Raw genomic sequence first — 19,857 nt, forward strand, 5'->3', positions numbered from 1 at the left:
CGAAGCACCGTTCAGGAGATCGATCATGTCCTATGTCGATGGTTTCTTGCTTGCCGTACCCAAGGCAAGACTCGACGACTACAAGAAGCTGGCCAACACCGCCGGCGTCGTCTGGAAGGAGCATGGCGCGCTTGCCTATGTCGAATGCGTCGGCGACGACGTGCCCTATGGCGAACTTACCTCGTTCCCGCGCGCCGTGCAGGCCACGGACGACGAGATCGTCATCTTCGCATGGGTCGTCTATGAATCCAGGCAGAGCCGCGACGCAGTGATGGCCAAGGTGATGGCCGATGAGCGGCTGAAGGGTGACTGGTCGACCATGCCCTTCGACGGCAAGCGCATGATCTTCGGCGGCTTCCAGCCCTTCATAGAACTCTAGGCATCTCACAGGGTAGGTCAATGTTGAGGTCAGACCGAGCCTCACCTCAACATTGGCCTACACCAGCTTGTCCAGCAGCGGTTTCAGCCTGTCACCGTAGCGCTTCCACAGATCGACCGAGCCCTGGTACATCGGCTGGCGCACCTGCGCTGCAGAGGCAGTGCGCACGGGACGATCGGTCTCGTGGAACGACAGCACCGCATCGTCCCATGGCAGGCCGAGATGGGCGATCAGCGCCCGCGTCTGGCCTTCCTGGTCGGCGACGAAATCCTCGTAGCGCACATCGTGCACGACGCCGGGCAGCACGGTGCGCCAATGCGCCATGATGTCGGTGTAGAGATTGTGGAAGTCGGCAAGCTCGCCGAGGTCATAGCCGTAACGATGGCTGTCGCCGCGGAAATGCACCTTGTAGATCGACAGGCACGTCGCCGCCGCATCGCGGGCGCAATGGATGATCTTCGCCTTCGGCAGCATCAGATGGATGAAGCCGACCAGCAGGAAGTTGCCGGGCATCTTGTCGGTAACGTGCCGGAAGCCGGGATAGCGGGCATGCAGCATGTCGAGATAGGCTTGGCCCGCCTCGGCGAAGGCCTTGTCGGGCATGTCGATCCCCCAGGGAAAGCCGCCTTGCATGCTCATCGGAAACTGCTTGCCGACCGCCGTCTTCAGGATGCTGAGCTCGCCGGCGCCATAGACTTTTGGGTGGCTGGCGATGATCTGCTCGACCAGCGTCGTGCCCGAGCGCGGCATGCCGACGACGAAGATCGGCGTGTCGTCGGCGATTGCGCTCGGCTGGTGCTTTTCGAAGAAGGCCTTGTCGAAGACCGCCTTCATCGCTTCGAATTCGTCGCGCGTTCTCGCCGCGTCGTAGGCGATGCCCTGGCGTCGGATGGCATTGCCTTCGGCGAAATAGTCGAAGGCGCGGCCATAATCCTTCAGGTCGTCATTCGCCTTGCCGAGGCCGAAGGAAAGCTGCATGCGCGCCAGGCTGCCCTCCGGCGCCTTGGCGTGCTGGGCCTCCATGCCGGCAAGCTCGGCATCGCGCTCCTGCTGACGCTTGACCTGCGTCAGCAGCAGCCAGGCCTTCGCCATGCCGGGATCGATCGCCAGCGCCTGCCGGGCAAGATCGGCAGACTCGCCAAGCCTACCTTTTTCCATCATGCCGACGCCCAGCCCATACAGGAGTTCGGCATCCTTCGGCCGGAACGTCAGCGCCTCGCGGAAGACGGCGAGCGCCCCGTCCAGCCGGCCCGCTTCCTGCAGCGTTTCGGCAAGCCCGATGCGTGCACGCACATGGAACGGATTGCGACCGATCGTGCCGCGATAGATCTCTTCGGCGCCCTCGAACTGGCCGATTTGCTTCAGCGCCGAGCCCAGATTGTCGCGCGCCGCAAGCTGGTCCGGTCGAATTTCAACCGCGCCGCGGAAGAAATCGACGGCAGCGGCGACGCGGCCGAGGTCGCGCATGACCGTGCCGAAATTATTCAGGAAGTCGGCATTCTTCGGCTGCAGCGTCACAGACTGCTCGATCAGATCGAGCCCTTCCTCGCTGCGCCCGGTCTGATGCAGCAAAAGCCCGAGGAAATGCAGCGCGGCGGCATGGTTCGGCTTCTGCGCCAGCACCTGCCGGTAGAGCGTCTCGGCTTCTTGCCGGCGCCCGGTCTGGTGCAGCTGCAGCGCCTGCTGCACATACCGGTCGAGCACCGTGGGCGGCTGCCCTCCGGAACCCGATCTGGCGCCCGCGCCCGCTGCTCTTCTCTGATCTCTGTTGATGGGAAACCTGCCGTGTTTGTCCGCCAGCCGGACCTAAGCCATACGGCCGGCAGTTTCAAGACACACCGGCATCGCCACGCGTGTCATGGAACCTGGCAGTCAACGTCGCGCCCATCTCCCCGCCAAGAGATGGAACGCCTGTTGCAAATCCTTGCCATGGCAGGATGGCGAGGTCCTGCCTCGTTCAGCACGGTCCGTCGCCGACGATGCGATAGTCCGCCGCACGAGCCTCGCATTCGTTCGGGAAGGTGCGTAGCTCGCCACGGCGGCGGGCACAGACTGGAGCGTATTCGCGGGTGCAAAATGTCTGCTCGTCGCCACCGCCGCCGCCGCCGTCGCGGCACGGGCCATCTCGCACGATGCGGTATCCGGCCCGATCGGCAAGGCAGGCATTGGCGAAGGTCTGGCGGTCGCCGCCACGACGGGCGCAGACCGGCTCATATTCCCTGGTGCAGAATTGCGGCTCCGGCCTTGGCGGGCGCGGACCGGGCCCCTCGTCCACCACCACGGTGCAGGCAGCCAGAAGTGCCGACAGGAACAGGAGAGCAAAACCCTGTCGCGAAAACAATACCGCAAGAAATTTCATCAATACCTCCCAGGCAAATGATCCAGAACCAAAGGGTCGGAAAGGATCATGCGCAGATCAGTGCTGTAGCCCCGTCCCGGCGCGAAACGCGCCTGCCGATCCTCGCCATTCCCTTGCCAATTGCAACCCCCGTTTGTCGAAGGTCGGGAACGCACAGAGTGCCGTTCGCCCACCATTGCCATGCGCTCTGGATCATGCGCGAACAGGCTTTGGCCGATGACCGTCCCCGGAGCCGGTCTATCGATGCCTTGCGTCGAGATGCGCCCATCGGGGCACCCCGCGACCTCTGTCTTGCAACCATCACGTTTCCGTGCGATAAATTCCGTGTTCGGGCATTTGCGACCCGGAGAGCGGAACGTTTTGGACGACCTTTCCCCGATACTGTGAATCTCTGACGGCCCCGTTTTTCGGCGGGGGGTTTGACCATGCGCCAATGCATGACTGCCGAAGCAACCACCGGGACTTGCCCACGGCGCCAGGCGGCGGGCAAACCATAAGACTGACACGGGTGAAGGAGTTTCCCCAATGGCCCAGACCGGCACCGTTAAATTCTTCAACGCGACCAAAGGCTTCGGCTTCATCACGCCCGATGGCGGCGCCAAGGACGTCTTCGTCCACATTTCCGCGATCGAGGCTTCTGGCCTGCGCACGCTGGTCGACGGCCAGAAGGTCACCTTCGACGTCGAGCCCGACCGCATGGGCAAGGGCCCGAAGGCGGTCAATCTCCGCGCGGCCTGATCCGTCTGACCCGCGTTCGTCCACGCGGACCAGCGAAGCAAGTTGCAAGATCATGAACCGGCTTCCAGGCCGGGATTGAGTTTTTGAAGGCGCGATGGTCACCCGTCGCGCCTTTTCCATGTCCCTAAATGCTTGCCGGCGCGTGCAAAAACTTTCTCTTGCCGATAGCGCTAAAATAAAGGACAAATTTCCACTCGGGCATTTGCCGGCCCGAGACTGGAGTTTATGGGATCAAAGGGAGCTTCCCATGCCGCAGACCGGCACCGTCAAATTCTTCAATCATGCCAAAGGCTTCGGCTTCATCACGCCGGACGATGGCGCGAAGGATGTCTTCGTCCATATTTCGGCTGTGCAGGCGTCGGGTCTTCCCGGTCTGGAAGATGGGCAGAAAGTGACATTCGACACCGAGCCGGACAAGCGCGGCAAGGGTCCGAAGGCCGTCAATCTGTCGATCGGTTAAGCCGGCTCACGACAGATCGGACGGAGGCTGATGAGGCGGGTCCACTCCCGCCCGACCTATGGTATGCCGCGTGCGTTTGATCCTTCCGGCGAATTTTCGTTCAGCCCCCGTTCAGCCACGGTCTTCTATTAATCTTCGCTAAAACCGGTCCGTATCCCCTGAAACTGCGCGGGCCGGCACGAAGGAGACCGAAATGAACCGAATTCTCAAGACCACCATCCTGTCCGCGGGCATCGCCGCGACCATTTTGGCCACCTTGCCGGCGGCCAACGCCGATGACTGGCGCTGGCGCCGTCACCACCACAACCATGGCGACGCCCTCGCCGCCGGCGTTGTCGGCCTCGCAGCCGGCGCCCTGATCGCGGGCGCGCTGAGCAACCCGCAGCCCCGCTACAGCTATTATGACGACGACTATGACTATCGCTATGTGCGGCCGGCGCCGGTTCGTCGCTACTATGCGGAACCGCGGGTCGTCTACGCCGACCGCTACGCGGAACCGTGGACCCGCGCCTGGTACGAATACTGCTCTGACCGCTACCGGACCTTCAACGCCCGCACTGGCACCTTCACCGGCAATGACGGCGATCAGCATTTCTGCGTCGCCAACTGAAAGCGGCTTTCCGTTCGAACCAAGCGCTGCCTTCGGGCGGCGCTTTTTCTTGTGGGCTCGGAACCGGTTTGGGCCCCCCAGGGTGTGTTGGGATTCAGGTCAGGCCGAGTCGAGAATGGTGGGTTCCGAGAACCGGAACGGAGCGTACTTTTGGGTACGTGAGTACCGGAAGCGCAGGAAGCCGCCGTTCGCAGGCCGGCATCACCTGAATATCAGCACACCCTAGACTAGGAACGGATTGGTCCTCCGCTCCTCGCCAAAGCGACCGCCGGGGCCGTGGCCGCAGATGAAGCCAATGTCGTCGCCGAGCGGCAGAAGCTTCTCCTTGATCGAGGCGATCAGTGCCGCATGGTCGCCGCCGGGCAGATCGGTGCGGCCGACCGAACCGCGAAACAGAACATCGCCGACATGGGCGAACTTGGCCGCCCGGTTGTAGTAGACCACGTGGCCCGGCGCATGACCCGGACAGTGCAGGACTTCGAATGAATGCGCTCCGAATGACACGGTCTCGCCTTCGGTGAGGAACCGGTCGGGCACGCAATTGCGCACGGCATCGGTGATGCCAAAGCGCTTTGCCTGGTTCTCCAGATTGGCAAGCAGCGGCCGGTCGGCCTCATGCGGGCCGATTATGTCGACGCCGAGCGCCTCCTTCAACTCCATTGCACCGCCGGCGTGATCGATATGGCCGTGCGTGATCCAGATCGCGCCCGCGGTGATCGCATTGTCCTTCAAAACCGCCAGCACCTTGTCGATGTCGCCGCCCGGGTCGACGACGACACCTTGTTTGTCGTCCATGTCGAACAGGATCGTGCAATTCTGCTGGAACGGCGTGACCGGCACGATACCGGCATTGAGCTGACCCATGTCTGTCCTTTCGCTGTGCTCGAGCGAGGCGCGCATCGCACGACGAGCGGCCTCTTGAACCTGGCCTGATGTAGAGACAGATGCGAACGCCGTCCACCGGGCCGGCAGGTCGAGGCGAATGGCCAAAACAAATGGGCGGCCGAAGCCGCCCATGCGAAAAGCTCTGATGTCTCGAGGCTTACTTTTTCATCGCATTCATGACCGCGCCGATGATGCCGGTCAGGATGGCGCCGCCGCCAGCGCCGCCGACGATGTTTTCCAGGTTCAACGCGCTGCCCAATCCGCCCGCTGCCGCCGCAGCCGCTGCCGGATCGACCGTACCGCCGCCCAGCAGGCTGCCGAGGATGGCCGCGCCGCCGACACCGCCAATGGCGCCACCCAGGATTTTGGGAAGCTGACCCAACGCCGCTTGCTTGAGCGCCGCGCCCACCGCCTGACCACCGATGATACCCGTAATCACCTGAACAATGATCGGAAGAAGCGTGTTCATGTCCATATTAGCAGTCCCTCCATGACTGTCAGCCTCCCGGGCCGACGCCATCATGAGACGCTGAATTGGATGAAAGTCAAATGCAGAAACCCTGAAATAAAAGGGGCGGTTCGAAAACCGCCCCTAGTCGATTAAAAAGCTGTGACTTTCGCTATTCTGCGGCGATCGCATGCTTCGGCTGAACGGCCGCAGAATAGTCGTTCATCAGTGACTTGGCGATCTCGCCGACCTCGAATCGGTAAGGTCCGATTTCCGCCACGGGCGTTACTTCAGCCGCCGTCCCGGTGAGGAAGCACTGCTCGAAGCCTTCGAGTTCTTCCGGCATGATGACGCGCTCGATCACCTCGATCCCACGATCCTTGGCAAGGCCGATGACCGTACGGCGGGTGATGCCGTCGAGGAAGCAATCGGGCTTCGGCGTATGGATCTTGCCGTCCTTGACGAAGAAGATGTTGGCGCCGGTTGCTTCCGCGACTTGGCCGCGCCAGTCGAGCATCATGGCGTCGGCATAGCCCTTGGCCTCGGCTGCATGTTTGGACATGGTGCAGATCATGTAGAGGCCGGAGGCCTTCGACTTCGACGGCGCGGTGCGCGGGTCGGGGCGGCGCCATTCCGCCATGTCGAGGCGGATGCCCTTCAGCTTCTGCGCCGGGTCGAAATAGCTCGGCCACTGCCAGATGGCGATGGCGCAATTGATGCGGTTGTTCTGCGCCGATACGCCCATCTGCTCGCTGCCGCGCCAGGCGATCGGGCGCACATAGGCGTCCTGAAAACCTTGCTTCTTCAAGAGCGTGCGGCAAGCGTCGTCGAGTTCGGCGACCGAATAGGGTATCTTGAAGCCTAGCAGACGCGCCGATTCATGCAGGCGCTCGGTATGTTCGGTGAGCTTGAAGATCTCGCCGCCATAGGCCCGCTCGCCCTCGAAAACGGCGCTGGCGTAGTGCAGGCCGTGGGTCAGGACATGGACCTTGGCGTCGGCCCATTTGACGAACTCGCCGTTCATCCAGATGAAGCCGTCCAACTGGTCAAAAGGAACGGATGCCATGATAACCTCCCGCGGGTGCCACCCCGCATATCGTTGTATCGTTGTGTATTTCGTATCAGCCGCACCAAGCGACCGGGTTCTCAAAGCGTAAGCGGATATTTAAGGTCTGGCAAACTCAGGAAGTTCCGGAAAAACGACATCCTCTTGCCTTTTCGTTCGCAATCCGCCGAAAAGCTTGCCAAAAATTACCATTGCTGGGAAATTGCGTCAATAGTACTGACATATTCCCCTTCGCATGGAGACGAGATGACGGATCGAAGCCCCGCAGCCAGAAAACCGATCAGGACGGCGATCACCGACGAGGACGGCATCGACTTCGCCATCATCGAACTGTTTTTCTTTGCCTATCGCGACTTCACCTCCGATCCGGATCAGATCCTGGCCGACTACGGCTTTGGCCGCGCCCATCACCGCGTCCTGCATTTCGTCAACCGCAGGCCTGGCCTGACGGTGGCCGAGCTGCTCGACGTGCTGAAGATCACCAAGCAGAGCCTGGCGCGCGTGCTCAAGCAGCTGATCGACACCGATCACATCGTCCAGTTGCAGGGCCCTCGCGACCGCCGTCAGCGCGAACTCTACCCGACCGCCAGGGGCCGTGCGCTGGCGCTGGCGCTGGCGCGGCCACAGTCACGCCGCATCCGTGCTGCATTGGAGGATTCCGGAACCAACGAACGTGCCTCGATCGAACGCTTCCTGGAAGCGATGGTCAATCCGGAACTAAGAGCGCAGATTGACATTGTGCCTGCGAAAATATCGGGGAAGAGCCATGGAGACCATTGAGAGGGTTGATCATCCGACAGCACCGGACGATGACGCGCCGCATCTGCTTGTGGTCGATGACGACACCCGTATCCGCAACCTACTGAAGCAGTACCTGTCCGAGAACGGCTTTCGCGTCACCGTTGCCGGAAACTCCGGCGAGGCCAGGCGCAAGCTTGCCGGTCTCGATTTCGACCTGCTTGTGCTCGACGTGATGATGCCGGGCGAAACCGGCGTCGATCTCACCAAGGCGCTGCGGGCGGACAAGAACGTGCCGATCCTCATGCTCACCGCGCTGTCCGAGACCGACAGCCGCATCACCGGGCTCGAGGCCGGCGCCGACGACTATCTGCCGAAGCCGTTCGACCCGCGCGAGCTGATCCTGCGCATCAACAACATCCTGCGCCGCGGCGGCCCCGCGACGACGCCGAAGGTCGAGCAATTGGTGTTCGGCCCCTATACGTTCCAGATCGCCAGGCGCGAACTGAAGCGCGGCGGCGAGGCGCTGAAGCTGACCGACCGCGAGCAGGAGATCCTGGCGATCTTCGCGGCGCGGGCCGGCGAGACGATCCCGCGCCACGAACTGGTCGGCGACGATTCGGAAGTCGGCGAGCGCACCATCGACGTCCAGATCAACCGCCTGCGCCGCAAGATCGAGCGCGATCCGTCTAACCCGGTCTGGCTGCAGACCGTGCGCGGTATTGGGTATCGGCTCAGCGTGGAATAGGATGCCCGTGAAGGCCCTTTTCTGAACGGCCATCGACGAGCGGAAGGGCGAATGGCGACCACGCAGCTGGACAGGCCGGGAAATGGCGGCTTGAGCGATCGCTTGATGCGAAAACTGAAGGCCATGCCGCGCGCCTGGACCCGGTTCTGGCGCCTCGTTGCCCTTTACATGCCGAAGCGGCTCTATGCCCGCTCGCTGATTATCGTCATTGCGCCGATGATCCTGTTGCAGTCGGTGGTCGCCTTTGTCTTCATGGAGCGCCACTGGCAGACCGTGACGCAGCGCCTGTCGCAGGCGACCGTGCGCGACATCGCCGCCATCATCGACATGATGGAGACCTATCCGCACGATGCCGACTACGCCAACATCATCCGCATCGCGCAGGACAGGATGCAGCTGAAGGTCGACCTGCTGCCGCCCGACCCGCTGCCGCCGCCTGGCCCGAAACCGTTCTTCTCGATCCTCGACGAAATCCTCTCGGCCGAGATCACACGGCAGATCAACCGTCCGTACTGGATCGACACCGTCGGCAACTCCAACATCGTCGAGGTGCGCATCCAACTCGAGGGCAGGGTGCTGCGCGTCTTCGTACGCCGCAGCCAGGCCTACGCGTCGAACACGCACATTTTCCTGATCTGGATGGTCGGCACCTCGCTGGTGCTGCTGATGATCGCCATTCCCTTCCTGCGCAACCAGATCCGGCCGATCCTGACGCTGGCCGAAGCCGCCGAGAGCTTCGGCAAGGGCCGGCCGATGCCGCGCGATTTCCGACCGCGCGGCGCCGAGGAGGTCCGCCGCGCCGGCTTTGCCTTCATCCAGATGCGCGAGCGCATCGAACGCCAGATTGAGCAGCGCACAGCCATGCTGACCGGCGTCAGCCATGATCTCAGAACCATCCTGACCCGCTTCAAGCTGCAGCTGGCTCTGACCGGCGGCAAGGCCGAAACCAAGGCAGCGCTCGACCAGGACATCGACGACATGCAGTCGATGCTCGAGGGCTATCTGGCCTTTGCCCGCGGCGAAGCGTCGGAAGACGCCGGCCGTTTCGATCTCGCGGCTTGTTTCCAGAAGCTCGGCGAGGAAGCGGCGCTGCGCAAATGCAAGCTGTCGACCACGCTTGTCGGCGATCCCGACGTGCATGTGCGGCCGAACGCCTTCGCCCGCTTGCTGTCCAACGTCATCGGCAACGCTTTCCGCTACGCCAAGACCGTCGAAATCAACGCCAATCATGGCCGCGGCTCGCTGGTCGTCACCATCGACGACGATGGGCCGGGCGTTCCGCCGGACAAGCGCGAGGAGGTGTTCAAGCCCTTCTTGCGGCTCGACGCGGCGCGCAATCTCGACGCCAGCGGCACCGGCCTCGGCCTCTCCATCGCCCGCGACATTGCCCGCAGCCATGGCGGCGACATCATGCTGGAGGACAGTCCGCTTGGCGGTCTGCGCGCCATCATAACGGTTCCGGCATAATCTGCGGGAAGCTGGGCTTCATCCGCCCGTCATGAAACCATGGTGAAGAGCGCGCATGAAGCGTGCGATTTCAATTGATTCGGCTCTGTCGCCTCACTTCGACCCCGTACCCGCCAGGGTGCGCTGGAGCGAAGCGAGGGCTGCCGCGTGGTCGCCGTTCCGGCATCGTATCAAGGCAAAAGACGACCTTTCGAGCAAAGGGCTGCCATGCGCATATTGATGGTCACCGACGCCTGGCGCCCGCAAGTCAACGGCGTCGTCCACACGCTGGAGCGGCTCACCGAGACGTTGAAATCCTTCGACGTCGAGGTCAGCTTCCTGACCCCGAACATCTTCCGCACCTTGCCGCTGCCGACCTATCCCGACATCAGGCTGGCGCTGACGACGCCGGGTCACGTCGCGCGCCTGATCGAAACGCGCAAGGCCGACCACATCCACATCGTCACCGAAGGTCCGTTGGGCATCATGGCGCGGCGCTATTGCCGCAATGCCGGCCGTCCCTTCACCACCAGCTATCACACGCGCTTTCCCGAATATCTGAGCGCGCGCTTGCCTGTCCCGGAAAGCTGGGCCTATCGCTGGCTGCGCGATTTCCACAATTCCGGACAGGGCACGCTTGTCGCCACCCAGTCGCTTGCCGACGATCTCGCGGCACGCGGCTTCAACAAGCTGAGGCCCTGGACGCGCGGCGTCGACACCGATCATTTCCGGCCGGAAAAGCGCAAGGATCTCGGCTTTCCCGGCCCGGTGTTCCTCTGCGTCGGCCGCGTCGCGATCGAAAAGAACCTGACCGCCTTCCTCGACCTCGAACTGCCCGGCAGCAAGGTGGTCGTCGGCGAGGGACCGGAACTTGCCAAGCTCAAGGCGCGCTATCCCAACGCGCATTTCCTCGGCCACCGCCCGAATGACGAACTGGCCGAGATCTATGCCTCGGCAGACGTCTTCGTCTTTCCGAGCCGCACCGACACGTTCGGCAATGTCATCATCGAAGCTTTAGCCAGCGGCACGCCGGTCGCCGCCTATCCGGTTACCGGGCCGATCGACATCGTCGGCGACGGAGTCGGCGGCGCGGTGTCAAACGACCTGCGCGAGGCGTCGCTCGCCGCGCTCAATGTCGACCGTGCTGAGGCGCGCGAACGCGCCATGCGCTACAGCTGGAAGGCTTGCGCGGAAATGTTTCTCGATACGGTCGAGGAAGCACTGGGAACGCCGCGCAAGCTTGCTGCCTGACCGAGCCTCGCAGACCAGCTGCGCCGCTCCGCCTTCGTCATCCACGGGCGAAAGCGCGGTGACCTTCAAACCGTCCTAGAAGAGCCGGCCGCCGTCCGGCACCTTGCGCTCGATGGCGCCTAGCACCACCGCGCCCTCCTCGTCGGGAAAGCCAAGCGTCAGCACTTCCGACATGAACGGGCCGATCTGGCGTGGCGGGAAATTGACCACAGCGAAGACCTGCCGGCCGATCAGCGTCTCCGGCGCATAGTATTTGGTGATCTGCGCCGAGGATTTCTTCACGCCGATCTCTTGGCCGAAATCGATCTTCAGCTTGAACGCCGGCTTGCGCGCCTCGGGAAATGGCTCGGCCTCGATGATGGTGCCGGCGCGGATGTCGACACGGTCGAAATCGGCAAAGCTGATCTCGGGCTTGCGTGCGTTGCTCGAACTCATTCGGCTCAGGCGTTTCCGTAGGTCTCGAACAACACGCCGGCGAGCGCGTCCTTGGCCGAGGTTCCCGACCAGACGACGAACTGGAACGCCTGGAAATAGCATTCGCAGGCCTCCAGCGCCGACGACAAAAGCACTTCGACCTGCTGGCTCGACGGCTCGACTCCGCCGGCCAGCAGCAGCGACTGGCGGAACATGATCGCGCCTTCCTGCTCCCAGAGGTCGAAATGGCCGAACAGCATCTGCTCGTTGATCAGCGACAACAGCCGCATCACTTCGAGCGCGCGCGCCTCCGGCACCTTGATATCGAAGGCGCAGGCCAGATGCAGCGCCTCAAAATCCTCCATCCAGGAGAATGAAACATGATAGTCGGTCCAGCTGCCGGCCACCGAAATCGAAATCTCGTCGTCGCCTGCCCTTTCGAAGGACCAGTCATTGTTGTGCGCCACCTGTTCGATGACGTCCACCGGGTGGATTTCGCGGGAGAATTCGAGTTCGAGAAGTTCCATGGAATGCTTCCTGTGTTCAGGGGAGCGCCGCACGCTCCGCGGGGCACACACGACGAACAATCTTGTCTAGAACTCGGACGGCCAGGACTTTCTCAAACGCAAAGACCCCAGACCGGACCCCACCGCCCGGCGCATGACCCTGCTCCGAATCATGCAACAAATTCAGTCTATTGATCGGGAGTCGCGTGAACAGCCCAATTTTTCGCACTGCGTCATTCGCATGTGGAAAGGCGCTGTCACAAAGATTCATGCAATGCCGGTAAGCGATTCACGGCAAAGCGCTTTTTCGGCTCGTGCTTTGTGGAAAAGTTTAAGATTATTTTTTTGATCTGGGCTTTGCCGCCGCCGCCGGTGCGGCCTGCCCGGTCAGTTCGGCGAGCTTCGCCTCAAGCGCTTCGATGCGCGCGGCAAGGCGGGTGTTCTCTTCCCGCGCCTTCGCGGCCATCTCGCGCGCGGCCTCGAATTCCTCGCGCTGCACCACGTCCATCGAATTCAGGACGCGCTCGGCCTGCCCCTTGAAGGCAGTCTCGACCTCGCGGCGCACGCCTTGCGCGGCGCCCGCGGCATCGGTCATCAGCTTGGCGAATTCATCGAGAATGCGGCTCGGTCCTGTCGACATGGCAAATCCTCGCTTGCTCGAACTGACGTAGTGGCGCCGCGCGCGGAATGCAAGAACGTTGGTGCGGCATTGCACCTCGATAAGCTGGTCTGTACGTGATGGCGCCACGTCGCCTATTGTAGCGCTTTCAAGTCGACTTGCGTCAAGCAACGAGCCGCTCTCAGTCAGGATCAACCAATGGCAACGCCCCCGCGCCGACCGACAAATCCGATGGCTGCCGCAGAGGCTGCATTCAAGCCGATCAAGAAACCGGCAGCCCCGATCCGCGAGCCCGCGGCTGCACCGAATGTCAGAGAGCTTGTTTCGATCAGGATCGACCGGGCCGTGCTGGACCATTTCCAGGAAGATGGTCCCGGCTGGCAGGACAGGATCAACGACGCCCTAAGGCAAATGGTCGCCGGCAAGTCTCAGGGTTGAGCCCGCCATCTGCGACGATCAGGCAACCACCACCTTGCCTTGACCCCGCCAAAACCCTGCCGCATGGTCCGCGCCCGAACGCGAGCCCTTCCGGGAGACCCTGTTGAACGACTATTTCCTGCTGCCAATGGCCTCCCTGCCCTTTCCCAACATCAATCCGATCATCGTCCAGATCGGGCCGCTGGCGGTGCATTGGTATGGCGTCGGCTATATCGTCGGCATTCTCTTCGCCTGGTGGTATGCCAAGCGCTTGGTCACCAACGCCAGGCTGTGGCCGGACGGCATCCTGCCGATGAAGCCGGAGGATCTAGACGATTTCATCGTCTGGGCGGCCATCGGCGTGGTGCTCGGCGGCCGCACCGGTTATGTGCTGTTCTACGATCTGCCGCGCTACATCGCCCATCCGCTCGATATCTTCGCAGTCTGGCAAGGCGGCATGTCGTTCCATGGCGGCCTGCTCGGCGTCATCCTCGCCATGACCCTGTTTTCGGTCAAGCGCGGCATCCGCACCTGGTCGCTGTTCGACGTCGTGGCGGCTGGCGTGCCGGTCGGTCTCGGCCTGGTGCGCGTCGCCAACTTCATCAACTCCGAACTCTGGGGCAGGCCGACCGACGTGCCGTGGGCGGTGGAATTCCCCAATGGCGGGCCGTTTTCGCGCCATCCTAGTCAGCTCTACGAAGCGCTGCTCGAAGGCCTGGTGCTGTTCCTCGTGCTGCGCATCCTCACCCACTCCAGGCTCAAGCTGAAGACGCCGCGATTCGTCGGCGGCGCCTTCATCTGCGGCTATGGCCTGTCGCGCATCTTCGTCGAATTCTTCCGCGAGCCGGACCAGCAACTCGGGTATCTGCTCGGCACCAACTGGCTGACCATGGGCATGATCCTTTCCACGCCCATGGTGCTGGCTGGCATCTGGGCGATGCTAACCGCAAAGCCGGTGACACAGCCGCAGCCGGCATGACGCGGCTGAAAGCCCGCATCGTCGACCTGATCGGCGCGGTGGGGCCGATCCCCGTCAACGAATATATGGCGCTTTGCCTGTTCGACCCGGCGGACGGCTATTACACGACGCGCGAACCTTTCGGTGCGGCCGGCGACTTCGTCACCGCGCCGGAAATCAGCCAGATGTTCGGCGAACTGGTCGCCGTCTGGCTCTACCAGGCCTGGCAGGCGGCAGGCCGGCCAATGCCGGTCACCATCGCTGAGATCGGCCCGGGCCGCGGCACGCTGATGAAGGACATGCTGCGGGCCTTTTCGCGGCTCGATCCGGCACTCACCGCCGGTGCCTCCTTCGCCATGATCGAAACCAGCCCGCGCCTGACCGATATCCAGAGACAGACGCTTTCAGGCCAATCGGTGAGGCTCGATTGGCACGAAACCATCGACACGCTGCCAAAGGCGCCGCTGCTCATCGTCGGCAATGAACTGTTCGATGCCGTTCCCATCCGCCAGTTCGTCCGCGCCGGCGCGGGCTGGCGCGAACGGATGGTCGGCCTCGACGAGGCGGACGCTTTGCGCTTCTTCGCCGGCGCCGGCTCCATCGACCCGTCCTTGCTGCCGGATGACGCCGCCGATGCGCCGGAAGGATCGGTCGTCGAGGTGGCGCCGGCCCGCAGCGCGCTGATGGCGGCCATTGCCGAAAGAATCGCCGGACAGGGCGGCGCCGGCCTGTTCATCGACTATGGCCATCTCAGACCCGGCGTCGGCGACACGCTGCAGGCCTTGCGCAAGCATGATCACGACAATGTACTGGCCAATCCGGGCGAGGCCGACCTCACCGCCCACGTCGACTTCGCCGCCCTTGCCGCGACGGTTCGGGCGCACGGACTTGACGTACAGATGACGACGCAGGGCGACTTCCTGCTCGGCATGGGCCTTATCGAGCGCGCCGGCCAGCTTGGCGCCAAGGCCGATGAGCAGGCGCGGCAGGCCATTTCCGACGCCGTCGAACGCCTGGCCGGGCCGGATGCGATGGGCGGGCTGTTCAAAGTGTTGAAAATCCAACCGAAAACGAGCGCGTCCTGACCAGCATACGGCTCATAGCCGGCATCAGGGTCGTGCCACCTGTCCGAACTTCGCCTTGACGAAATCGCCCGCGCGGACAACAAACCCATCCATGCTGAATCAGACCAAACCGGATCCCGTTCGGTCGCCCTTGCTTGACGAGGCGAAAGCGCAAGGTATCCGCCACGGCTATTTCACCCGCATTGGCGGTGTCTCCGGCGGCATTTACCGTGGCCTCAACATCGGCACCGGCTCGAACGACGACCAGGCGCTGGTGCGTGAAAACCGCCGTCGCGTCGCCGACTGGATGGGCGTGCCGGCGAACCATCTCTTGACCGCGCATCAAATCCACTCGCCCGATGTCGTCATCGCCAGGGAGCCCTTCCCCGACGAACGGCCAAAGGCGGACGCCGTCGTCACCGACCGGCCGGGCATCGCCGTCGGCGCCTCCACGGCCGATTGCGGACCGGTCCTGTTCGCCGACGCCGAGGCAAGAATTATCGGCGCCGCGCATGCCGGCTGGAAAGGCGCCTTCACCGGCGTGCTTGAAAACACGATTTCCGTGATGGAAGGCCTCGGCGCCCGCCGCGAACGCATCGTCGCCGTTCTCGGCCCGTCCATCGGTCCGGAAAACTACGAGGTCGGGCCGGAATTCGTCGCCCGCTTTGTCGACGCGGACGCCGGCAATGCGCGCTATTTCGCGCCGTCGGCCAAGACCGGCCATGCGATGTTCGACCTCAACCTCTACACGGTCGACCGGCTCAACAAGGCCGGCGTGCAGGCCGAGGGGCTCGGCCGCTGCACTTACGCCGAGGAAGACCTTTTCTACTCCTACCGGCGCACCACGCACCGCAAGGAAGCGGACTACGGACGACAGGTTTCAGCAATTGTATTGGAGAATGAGTGATGGCGTTGCATTTCGAACGCTCGGAATTTGACGCCCGGCGCGACCGGCTGATGATCGAGCTTGCCGAGAAGAAGCTCGACGCCGTGCTGCTGTTCGCACAGGAAAGCATGTACTGGCTGACCGGCTACGACACGTTCGGCTTCTGCTTCTTCCAGTGCCTGGTGATGAAGGCTGACGGCTCGATGGTGCTGCTCACCCGCTCGGCCGATCTGCGCCAGGCGCGCCACACCTCGATCATCGACAACATCGTGCTATGGACCGACCGCGACGGCGCCAATCCGGCGATCGACCTGCGCAACCTGCTCAACGAGCTCGACCTGCTCGGCGCCCGCATCGGCGTCGAATACGACACCCATGGCCTGACCGCCTACAACGGCCGGCGCCTCGACGAGCAGCTGCAGACCTTCGGCCAGATCGCCGACGCCTCCGGCATCGTCAGCCGCCTGCGCCTGTTCAAGAGCCCCGCCGAAATCGCCAAGGCGGAAAAGGCCGCGAGCCTCTCCGACGACGCCCTCGATGCGGCCCTGCCGCTGATCAAGCAGGGCGGCGACGAGGCGCTGATCCTCGCCGCCATGCAAGGCGCGATCTTTGCCGGTGGTGGCGATTATCCGGCCAATGAGTTCATCATCGGCTCGGGTATCGATGCGCTGCTCTGCCGCTACAAATCCGGGCGCCGCAAGCTGACCAAGAACGATCAGCTGACGCTCGAATGGGCCGGCGTCTTCCACCACTACCACGCCCCGATGATGCGCACCGTGCTGACCGGCAAGGTGTCGAAGCGCCATCAGGAGCTGTTCGATGCCGCGCACGCAGCACTTCTGGCGGTGGAGAAGGCCATGACGCCCGGCAACACCTTCGGCGACGTCTTCGACGCGCATGCACGTACGCTCGAGACGCACAATCTGACCAAGCACCGGTTGAACGCCTGCGGCTACTCCGTCGGCGCGCGCTTCACGCCGTCCTGGATGGACATGCCGATGTTCTACCAAGGCAATCCCGAGCCGATCGCGCCCAACATGACGCTGTTCTCCCACATCATCATCATGGACTCCGAGACCGAGACCGCGATGACCCTTGGCCGCACCTACCTGACCACCGAATCCCAGCCGAAGGCGCTCTCCCGCCATGATCTCGACTTGATCGTGCAGTGAATCCATAATGCGAGGGGGCGCGTTCATCGGGGCATACGTCGCCAAGGAGTTGTCAGGCAAATGAGACGATCGCATGTGACGACCGTGTCATTGCTTTTGGCGTTGGCGCTGTCTGCCTGCACCAATGCTAAGGACGTGCTCGAGCCTTCGGCCATCGCCCCGCCGACAACATCGGCGCAGACACTGCCAGCCACCTCGGGCAGCACGGCGGCCGCCACCCCTGCCCCGGCGCCGTCCTTGTCAGCCCCGGCTGCACCGGCAGCATCGACACCGACTATGCCGGCCCAGAGCGCCGCCCTGTCGAAGACGCGGCTACAGGTCGCACCAATCGTCGGCGCCTCCGTAGAGGCCGCGACGCCGCTGACGGCGGAGCTTCAGGCGCGCGCCAGACAGCGTGGCATTACGCTCGCCGGCAGCACCGACCAGACCGCCACGCATGTGTTGAAGGGCTATTTCTCGACAATGTCGGAAGGCAGCGATACCACCGTCATCTATGTCTGGGACGTCTATGACCCGGCGGGCAATCGGTTGCATCGCATCAACGGCCAGCAGAAGGCGCCCTCGGTCAATGGCGGCGAAGGCTGGGCGGCGGTGGCTCCGGCGACCATGCAGGGGATCGCCGATCAGACGATCGACCAGTTTGCCGCGTGGCTCGGCGGACAAGCCGGGTGAGCTGTTGCAGGCTTTCCTCGGGGGTAGGTCTTTCTTGAGATTAGCCGGCGGATTCCCAATCACGAGACTTGCAATACCGGCACGGGCCGCTAAAAGCCCGCTTAGAGGCTCATGAGAGTCTGTCGGGTCTCTCCATCCTTCGCCAGGAACGGTGCATGAAGCTCTTCGTGGGCAATTCCAACAGGGTGCTGGCCGAAGCGGTCGCTCGCTATCTCAACATCCCGCTGGGCAAGGCCAGCGTCAGGCGCTTCGCCGATCAGGAAATCTTCGTCGAGATCCAGGAGAACGTGCGCGGCGAGGATGTCTTCATCCTGCAGTCGACCTCCTTCCCGACCAACGATCATCTGATGGAACTGCTCATCATGATCGACGCCTTCATGCGCTCATCGGCCAAGCGCATCACCGCGGTCATCCCCTATTTCGGCTACGCCAGGCAGGATCGCCGCGCCTCGGGGCGCACGCCGATCTCGGCCAAGCTGGTGGCCAACATGATCACCCGCGCAGGCGTCGACCGCGTGCTGACGCTCGATCTCCATGCCGGCCAGATCCAGGGCTTCTTCGACATCCCAACCGACAATCTGTTCTCGGTGCCGGTGATGGCCCGCGACGTGAAGGCGAAATACAAGCAGCTCGCCAATGTCGTCGTCGTCTCGCCCGACATCGGCGGCGTGGTGCGGGCTCGCGCGCTCGCCAAGCGTTTCGACGCCCAGCTCGCCATCGTCGACAAGCGCCGCGAACGTCCCGGCGAATCCGAGGTCATGAACATCATCGGCGCGGTCGCCGGCAAGGATTGCCTCTTGATCGACGACATTGTCGATTCCGGCGGCACGCTGTGCAATGCCGCCGATGCGCTGCTTGCCAACGGCGCCACCAGCGTCACCGCCTACATCACCCATGGTGTGTTGTCCGGCGGCGCCGTCGCCCGCATCAGCGGCTCGAAGCTGCAGGAACTGGTGATCACCGATTCCATCCAGCCGACGCAAGGGGTGCTCGACGCCCCCAACATCCGCGTCATATCGATCGCCGACCTGATGGGCGAAGCGATCTCGCGCACGGCGACCGAGGAATCGGTATCGAGCCTGTTCGACTAAACGGTTGCGCTCTCCGGCCTGGCCGGACCACTTAGCCGCTTCATGCCCTCGCCGGCATCGCGCGCGCCGCGCATGTAGCCGCGCGGCGAGGCGCCCAGCATGCGCTTGAACATGGTGATGAAGGCCGGCACGCTGTCATAGCCGAGATCGAGCGCCACCCTGGTGATCGGCTCGCCGTCGGCCAGTCGCGGCAGCGCCGCGAACAGGCAGGCCTGCTGGCGCCATGTCGACAGCGACAGCCCGGTCTGGCGATGGAATGCGCGGGTGAAAGAGCGCCGGCTCATGCCGACGATATCGGCCCATTCGTCTATCGTCGCATGTGGCGAGGGTGCCGCGACGAAGCGCCGGCAAAGTGCGGCCAATTTCGGATCCGAAGGAAAAGGCAAGCCAAGCGGCCGTTCCGGCAGGTTCGGGATCTCGTGCAGCAACAGGCCCATGATCAGCCCGCCGCGCCCTTCCAGCTCCGCACCTTGCGGCAGCTTTTCCGATTCCACGATCAGGCTGTGCATCAAATCGGTGATGCCGACGACGCGCAGTCCATCCGGCAGCCCGGCAATGGCGTCGGGCATCACATAGACCGAGCGCATCGAGACATCGCCCAGCATCTCGACCGAATGCTCGATGCCGGCGGGGATCCACATGGCATGGTCGGGAGGCACCATCCAGCGCCCCTGCCTGGTCGTCACCAGCACGACGCCGACCAGCGCATGCAAGAGCTGGCTGCGGCTGTGATGATGCTGAGGCACATGATAGCCATCGGGATATTCGGTCGGCAACGCCACCGCCGGCCCGACAGCCTGCTCCAGCCACTGCCAGCGGCTCTGGTGCAGGCGCCCCAATTCGGCGGCGTCGCCCCTGAATATCTCCCTGCCATGCGGCATAGGCTATGGCCCACTTGCGAAACTATTGGACCAAACCACGAAAGAAGTC

General features: G+C 63.2%; 24 protein-coding genes. 15 read left to right on the top strand and 9 right to left on the bottom strand.

Annotation, left to right across the window (positions count from 1 at the left end):
• Positions 1 to 25: 25 nt before the first annotated feature.
• Positions 26 to 379: a DUF1428 domain-containing protein gene (locus D3227_RS13905; protein ID WP_120014678.1), complete on the top strand. Its 354-nt coding sequence runs from the start codon at positions 26 to 28 to the stop codon at positions 377 to 379.
• 57 nt (positions 380 to 436) lie between these two features.
• Here the strand turns inward: D3227_RS13905 and D3227_RS13910 are convergent, their stop codons facing one another.
• Positions 437 to 2,068, bottom strand: coding sequence for a tetratricopeptide repeat-containing sulfotransferase family protein (locus tag D3227_RS13910; protein ID WP_120014792.1), 1,632 nt, complete (start codon positions 2,066 to 2,068; stop codon positions 437 to 439).
• 268 nt (positions 2,069 to 2,336) lie between these two features.
• Positions 2,337 to 2,738 carry a Kazal-type serine protease inhibitor family protein gene (locus D3227_RS13915; protein ID WP_120014679.1) on the bottom strand — a complete coding sequence of 134 codons (402 nt, stop codon included), beginning with the start codon at positions 2,736 to 2,738 and terminating at the stop codon, positions 2,337 to 2,339.
• Between the two features lie 525 nt (positions 2,739 to 3,263).
• Between D3227_RS13915 and D3227_RS13920 the strand changes: the two genes are divergently transcribed.
• The 3 genes from D3227_RS13920 (at position 3,264) to D3227_RS13930 (ending at position 4,546) form a co-directional block, all read left to right on the top strand.
• Positions 3,264 to 3,476, top strand: a complete 213-nt coding sequence (locus D3227_RS13920) for a cold-shock protein (protein WP_006202520.1) — start codon at positions 3,264 to 3,266, stop codon at positions 3,474 to 3,476.
• 247 nt (positions 3,477 to 3,723) lie between these two features.
• A complete protein-coding gene (locus D3227_RS13925; RefSeq protein ID WP_006202521.1) occupies positions 3,724 to 3,936 on the top strand; it encodes a cold-shock protein in 213 nt (70 codons plus the stop codon).
• A 193-nt stretch (positions 3,937 to 4,129) separates the two neighbouring features.
• Positions 4,130 to 4,546 carry a BA14K family protein gene (locus D3227_RS13930; protein ID WP_120014680.1) on the top strand — a complete coding sequence of 139 codons (417 nt, stop codon included), beginning with the start codon at positions 4,130 to 4,132 and terminating at the stop codon, positions 4,544 to 4,546.
• A 222-nt stretch (positions 4,547 to 4,768) separates the two neighbouring features.
• Here D3227_RS13930 and D3227_RS13935 read toward each other — a convergent pair whose 3' ends face one another.
• From D3227_RS13935 to D3227_RS13945, 3 genes are all read right to left on the bottom strand, one after another.
• Positions 4,769 to 5,410 carry an MBL fold metallo-hydrolase gene (locus tag D3227_RS13935; RefSeq protein ID WP_120014793.1) on the bottom strand — a complete coding sequence of 214 codons (642 nt, stop codon included), beginning with the start codon at positions 5,408 to 5,410 and terminating at the stop codon, positions 4,769 to 4,771.
• Positions 5,411 to 5,588: 178 nt separating this feature from the next.
• Complete coding sequence (locus D3227_RS13940; protein ID WP_120014681.1) at positions 5,589 to 5,906, bottom strand: hypothetical protein; 318 nt, start codon at positions 5,904 to 5,906, stop codon at positions 5,589 to 5,591.
• A gap of 145 nt (positions 5,907 to 6,051) precedes the next feature.
• On the bottom strand, positions 6,052 to 6,945 hold the full coding sequence (locus tag D3227_RS13945; protein ID WP_120014682.1) for a branched-chain amino acid aminotransferase: 894 nt from the start codon (positions 6,943 to 6,945) through the stop codon (positions 6,052 to 6,054).
• A gap of 246 nt (positions 6,946 to 7,191) precedes the next feature.
• Between D3227_RS13945 and D3227_RS13950 the strand changes: the two genes are divergently transcribed.
• The 4 genes from D3227_RS13950 (at position 7,192) to D3227_RS13965 (ending at position 11,128) form a co-directional block, all read left to right on the top strand.
• Positions 7,192 to 7,725: a MarR family winged helix-turn-helix transcriptional regulator gene (locus D3227_RS13950; protein ID WP_120014683.1), complete on the top strand. Its 534-nt coding sequence runs from the start codon at positions 7,192 to 7,194 to the stop codon at positions 7,723 to 7,725.
• The gene (locus D3227_RS13955; protein ID WP_120014684.1) at positions 7,712 to 8,431 is read left to right on the top strand and encodes a response regulator; all 720 of its coding nucleotides are present in this window, start codon (positions 7,712 to 7,714) and stop codon (positions 8,429 to 8,431) included. The genes D3227_RS13950 and D3227_RS13955 overlap by 14 nt, the downstream gene beginning before the upstream one ends.
• A gap of 51 nt (positions 8,432 to 8,482) precedes the next feature.
• Positions 8,483 to 9,898 (top strand): sensor histidine kinase, encoded by a 1,416-nt coding sequence (locus D3227_RS13960; RefSeq protein ID WP_120014685.1) that lies wholly within the window; start codon positions 8,483 to 8,485, stop codon positions 9,896 to 9,898.
• 207 nt (positions 9,899 to 10,105) lie between these two features.
• On the top strand, positions 10,106 to 11,128 hold the full coding sequence (locus D3227_RS13965) for a glycosyltransferase family 4 protein (protein WP_120014686.1): 1,023 nt from the start codon (positions 10,106 to 10,108) through the stop codon (positions 11,126 to 11,128).
• Between the two features lie 75 nt (positions 11,129 to 11,203).
• Here D3227_RS13965 and D3227_RS13970 read toward each other — a convergent pair whose 3' ends face one another.
• From D3227_RS13970 to D3227_RS13980, 3 genes are all read right to left on the bottom strand, one after another.
• Complete coding sequence (locus D3227_RS13970) at positions 11,204 to 11,563, bottom strand: tRNA-binding protein (RefSeq protein WP_120014687.1); 360 nt, start codon at positions 11,561 to 11,563, stop codon at positions 11,204 to 11,206.
• A gap of 5 nt (positions 11,564 to 11,568) precedes the next feature.
• Positions 11,569 to 12,069, bottom strand: a complete 501-nt coding sequence (locus D3227_RS13975; protein ID WP_006202532.1) for a type III secretion system chaperone family protein — start codon at positions 12,067 to 12,069, stop codon at positions 11,569 to 11,571.
• 316 nt (positions 12,070 to 12,385) lie between these two features.
• Positions 12,386 to 12,688 (bottom strand): accessory factor UbiK family protein, encoded by a 303-nt coding sequence (locus D3227_RS13980; RefSeq protein WP_120014688.1) that lies wholly within the window; start codon positions 12,686 to 12,688, stop codon positions 12,386 to 12,388.
• 177 nt (positions 12,689 to 12,865) lie between these two features.
• Between D3227_RS13980 and D3227_RS13985 the strand changes: the two genes are divergently transcribed.
• The 7 genes from D3227_RS13985 to D3227_RS14015 all read left to right on the top strand — a co-directional run bounded on the left by D3227_RS13985 (position 12,866) and on the right by D3227_RS14015 (position 18,927).
• The gene (locus D3227_RS13985; protein WP_120014689.1) at positions 12,866 to 13,105 is read left to right on the top strand and encodes a BrnA antitoxin family protein; all 240 of its coding nucleotides are present in this window, start codon (positions 12,866 to 12,868) and stop codon (positions 13,103 to 13,105) included.
• Between the two features lie 103 nt (positions 13,106 to 13,208).
• The gene (lgt, locus tag D3227_RS13990; protein WP_120014690.1) at positions 13,209 to 14,063 is read left to right on the top strand and encodes a prolipoprotein diacylglyceryl transferase; all 855 of its coding nucleotides are present in this window, start codon (positions 13,209 to 13,211) and stop codon (positions 14,061 to 14,063) included.
• Positions 14,060 to 15,127 carry a class I SAM-dependent methyltransferase gene (locus D3227_RS13995; RefSeq protein WP_120014691.1) on the top strand — a complete coding sequence of 356 codons (1,068 nt, stop codon included), beginning with the start codon at positions 14,060 to 14,062 and terminating at the stop codon, positions 15,125 to 15,127. Before lgt ends, D3227_RS13995 begins: the two co-directional genes overlap by 4 nt.
• A 91-nt stretch (positions 15,128 to 15,218) precedes the next feature.
• Positions 15,219 to 16,013 carry a peptidoglycan editing factor PgeF gene (pgeF, locus tag D3227_RS14000; RefSeq protein WP_120014692.1) on the top strand — a complete coding sequence of 265 codons (795 nt, stop codon included), beginning with the start codon at positions 15,219 to 15,221 and terminating at the stop codon, positions 16,011 to 16,013.
• Entirely contained in the window at positions 16,013 to 17,164 is a 1,152-nt protein-coding gene (locus tag D3227_RS14005) for a M24 family metallopeptidase (RefSeq protein WP_120014693.1), read from the top strand. The genes pgeF and D3227_RS14005 overlap by 1 nt, the downstream gene beginning before the upstream one ends.
• Positions 17,165 to 17,224: 60 nt before the next feature.
• Entirely contained in the window at positions 17,225 to 17,836 is a 612-nt protein-coding gene (locus D3227_RS14010; RefSeq protein WP_120014694.1) for a hypothetical protein, read from the top strand.
• A 155-nt stretch (positions 17,837 to 17,991) separates the two neighbouring features.
• The gene (locus D3227_RS14015) at positions 17,992 to 18,927 is read left to right on the top strand and encodes a ribose-phosphate pyrophosphokinase (RefSeq protein WP_120014695.1); all 936 of its coding nucleotides are present in this window, start codon (positions 17,992 to 17,994) and stop codon (positions 18,925 to 18,927) included.
• On the opposite strand, the gene D3227_RS14020 is transcribed toward D3227_RS14015, so the two are convergent.
• Positions 18,924 to 19,808: an AraC family transcriptional regulator gene (locus tag D3227_RS14020; RefSeq protein ID WP_120014696.1), complete on the bottom strand. Its 885-nt coding sequence runs from the start codon at positions 19,806 to 19,808 to the stop codon at positions 18,924 to 18,926. The genes D3227_RS14015 and D3227_RS14020 overlap by 4 nt on opposite strands.
• Between the last annotated feature and the right edge of the window lie 49 nt (positions 19,809 to 19,857).

Source organism: Mesorhizobium waimense, assembly GCF_003601975.1.
Classification (GTDB): domain Bacteria; phylum Pseudomonadota; class Alphaproteobacteria; order Rhizobiales; family Rhizobiaceae; genus Mesorhizobium; species Mesorhizobium waimense.

Excerpts from the sequence above, each read along its gene's own strand:
- D3227_RS13920 (WP_006202520.1), top strand. The coding sequence starts at position 3,264 with ATGGCCCAGACCGGCACCGTTAAATTCTTCAACGCGACCAAAGGCTTC.
- D3227_RS13975 (WP_006202532.1), bottom strand. The coding sequence starts at position 12,069 with ATGGAACTTCTCGAACTCGAATTCTCCCGCGAAATCCACCCGGTGGAC.
- D3227_RS13960 (WP_120014685.1), top strand. The coding sequence starts at position 8,483 with ATGGCGACCACGCAGCTGGACAGGCCGGGAAATGGCGGCTTGAGCGAT.
- pgeF (WP_120014692.1), top strand. The coding sequence starts at position 15,219 with ATGCTGAATCAGACCAAACCGGATCCCGTTCGGTCGCCCTTGCTTGAC.
- D3227_RS13985 (WP_120014689.1), top strand. The coding sequence starts at position 12,866 with ATGGCAACGCCCCCGCGCCGACCGACAAATCCGATGGCTGCCGCAGAG.
- D3227_RS13935 (WP_120014793.1), bottom strand. The coding sequence starts at position 5,410 with ATGGGTCAGCTCAATGCCGGTATCGTGCCGGTCACGCCGTTCCAGCAG.
- D3227_RS13965 (WP_120014686.1), top strand. The coding sequence starts at position 10,106 with ATGCGCATATTGATGGTCACCGACGCCTGGCGCCCGCAAGTCAACGGC.
- D3227_RS13925 (WP_006202521.1), top strand. The coding sequence starts at position 3,724 with ATGCCGCAGACCGGCACCGTCAAATTCTTCAATCATGCCAAAGGCTTC.
- D3227_RS13945 (WP_120014682.1), bottom strand. The coding sequence starts at position 6,945 with ATGGCATCCGTTCCTTTTGACCAGTTGGACGGCTTCATCTGGATGAAC.
- D3227_RS13950 (WP_120014683.1), top strand. The coding sequence starts at position 7,192 with ATGACGGATCGAAGCCCCGCAGCCAGAAAACCGATCAGGACGGCGATC.
- D3227_RS13970 (WP_120014687.1), bottom strand. The coding sequence starts at position 11,563 with ATGAGTTCGAGCAACGCACGCAAGCCCGAGATCAGCTTTGCCGATTTC.
- D3227_RS13905 (WP_120014678.1), top strand. The coding sequence starts at position 26 with ATGTCCTATGTCGATGGTTTCTTGCTTGCCGTACCCAAGGCAAGACTC.
- D3227_RS14015 (WP_120014695.1), top strand. The coding sequence starts at position 17,992 with ATGAAGCTCTTCGTGGGCAATTCCAACAGGGTGCTGGCCGAAGCGGTC.
- D3227_RS13980 (WP_120014688.1), bottom strand. The coding sequence starts at position 12,688 with ATGTCGACAGGACCGAGCCGCATTCTCGATGAATTCGCCAAGCTGATG.
- D3227_RS13940 (WP_120014681.1), bottom strand. The coding sequence starts at position 5,906 with ATGGACATGAACACGCTTCTTCCGATCATTGTTCAGGTGATTACGGGT.
- D3227_RS14010 (WP_120014694.1), top strand. The coding sequence starts at position 17,225 with ATGAGACGATCGCATGTGACGACCGTGTCATTGCTTTTGGCGTTGGCG.
- D3227_RS14005 (WP_120014693.1), top strand. The coding sequence starts at position 16,013 with ATGGCGTTGCATTTCGAACGCTCGGAATTTGACGCCCGGCGCGACCGG.
- D3227_RS13915 (WP_120014679.1), bottom strand. The coding sequence starts at position 2,738 with ATGAAATTTCTTGCGGTATTGTTTTCGCGACAGGGTTTTGCTCTCCTG.
- D3227_RS13955 (WP_120014684.1), top strand. The coding sequence starts at position 7,712 with ATGGAGACCATTGAGAGGGTTGATCATCCGACAGCACCGGACGATGAC.
- D3227_RS13995 (WP_120014691.1), top strand. The coding sequence starts at position 14,060 with ATGACGCGGCTGAAAGCCCGCATCGTCGACCTGATCGGCGCGGTGGGG.
- D3227_RS14020 (WP_120014696.1), bottom strand. The coding sequence starts at position 19,808 with ATGCCGCATGGCAGGGAGATATTCAGGGGCGACGCCGCCGAATTGGGG.
- D3227_RS13930 (WP_120014680.1), top strand. The coding sequence starts at position 4,130 with ATGAACCGAATTCTCAAGACCACCATCCTGTCCGCGGGCATCGCCGCG.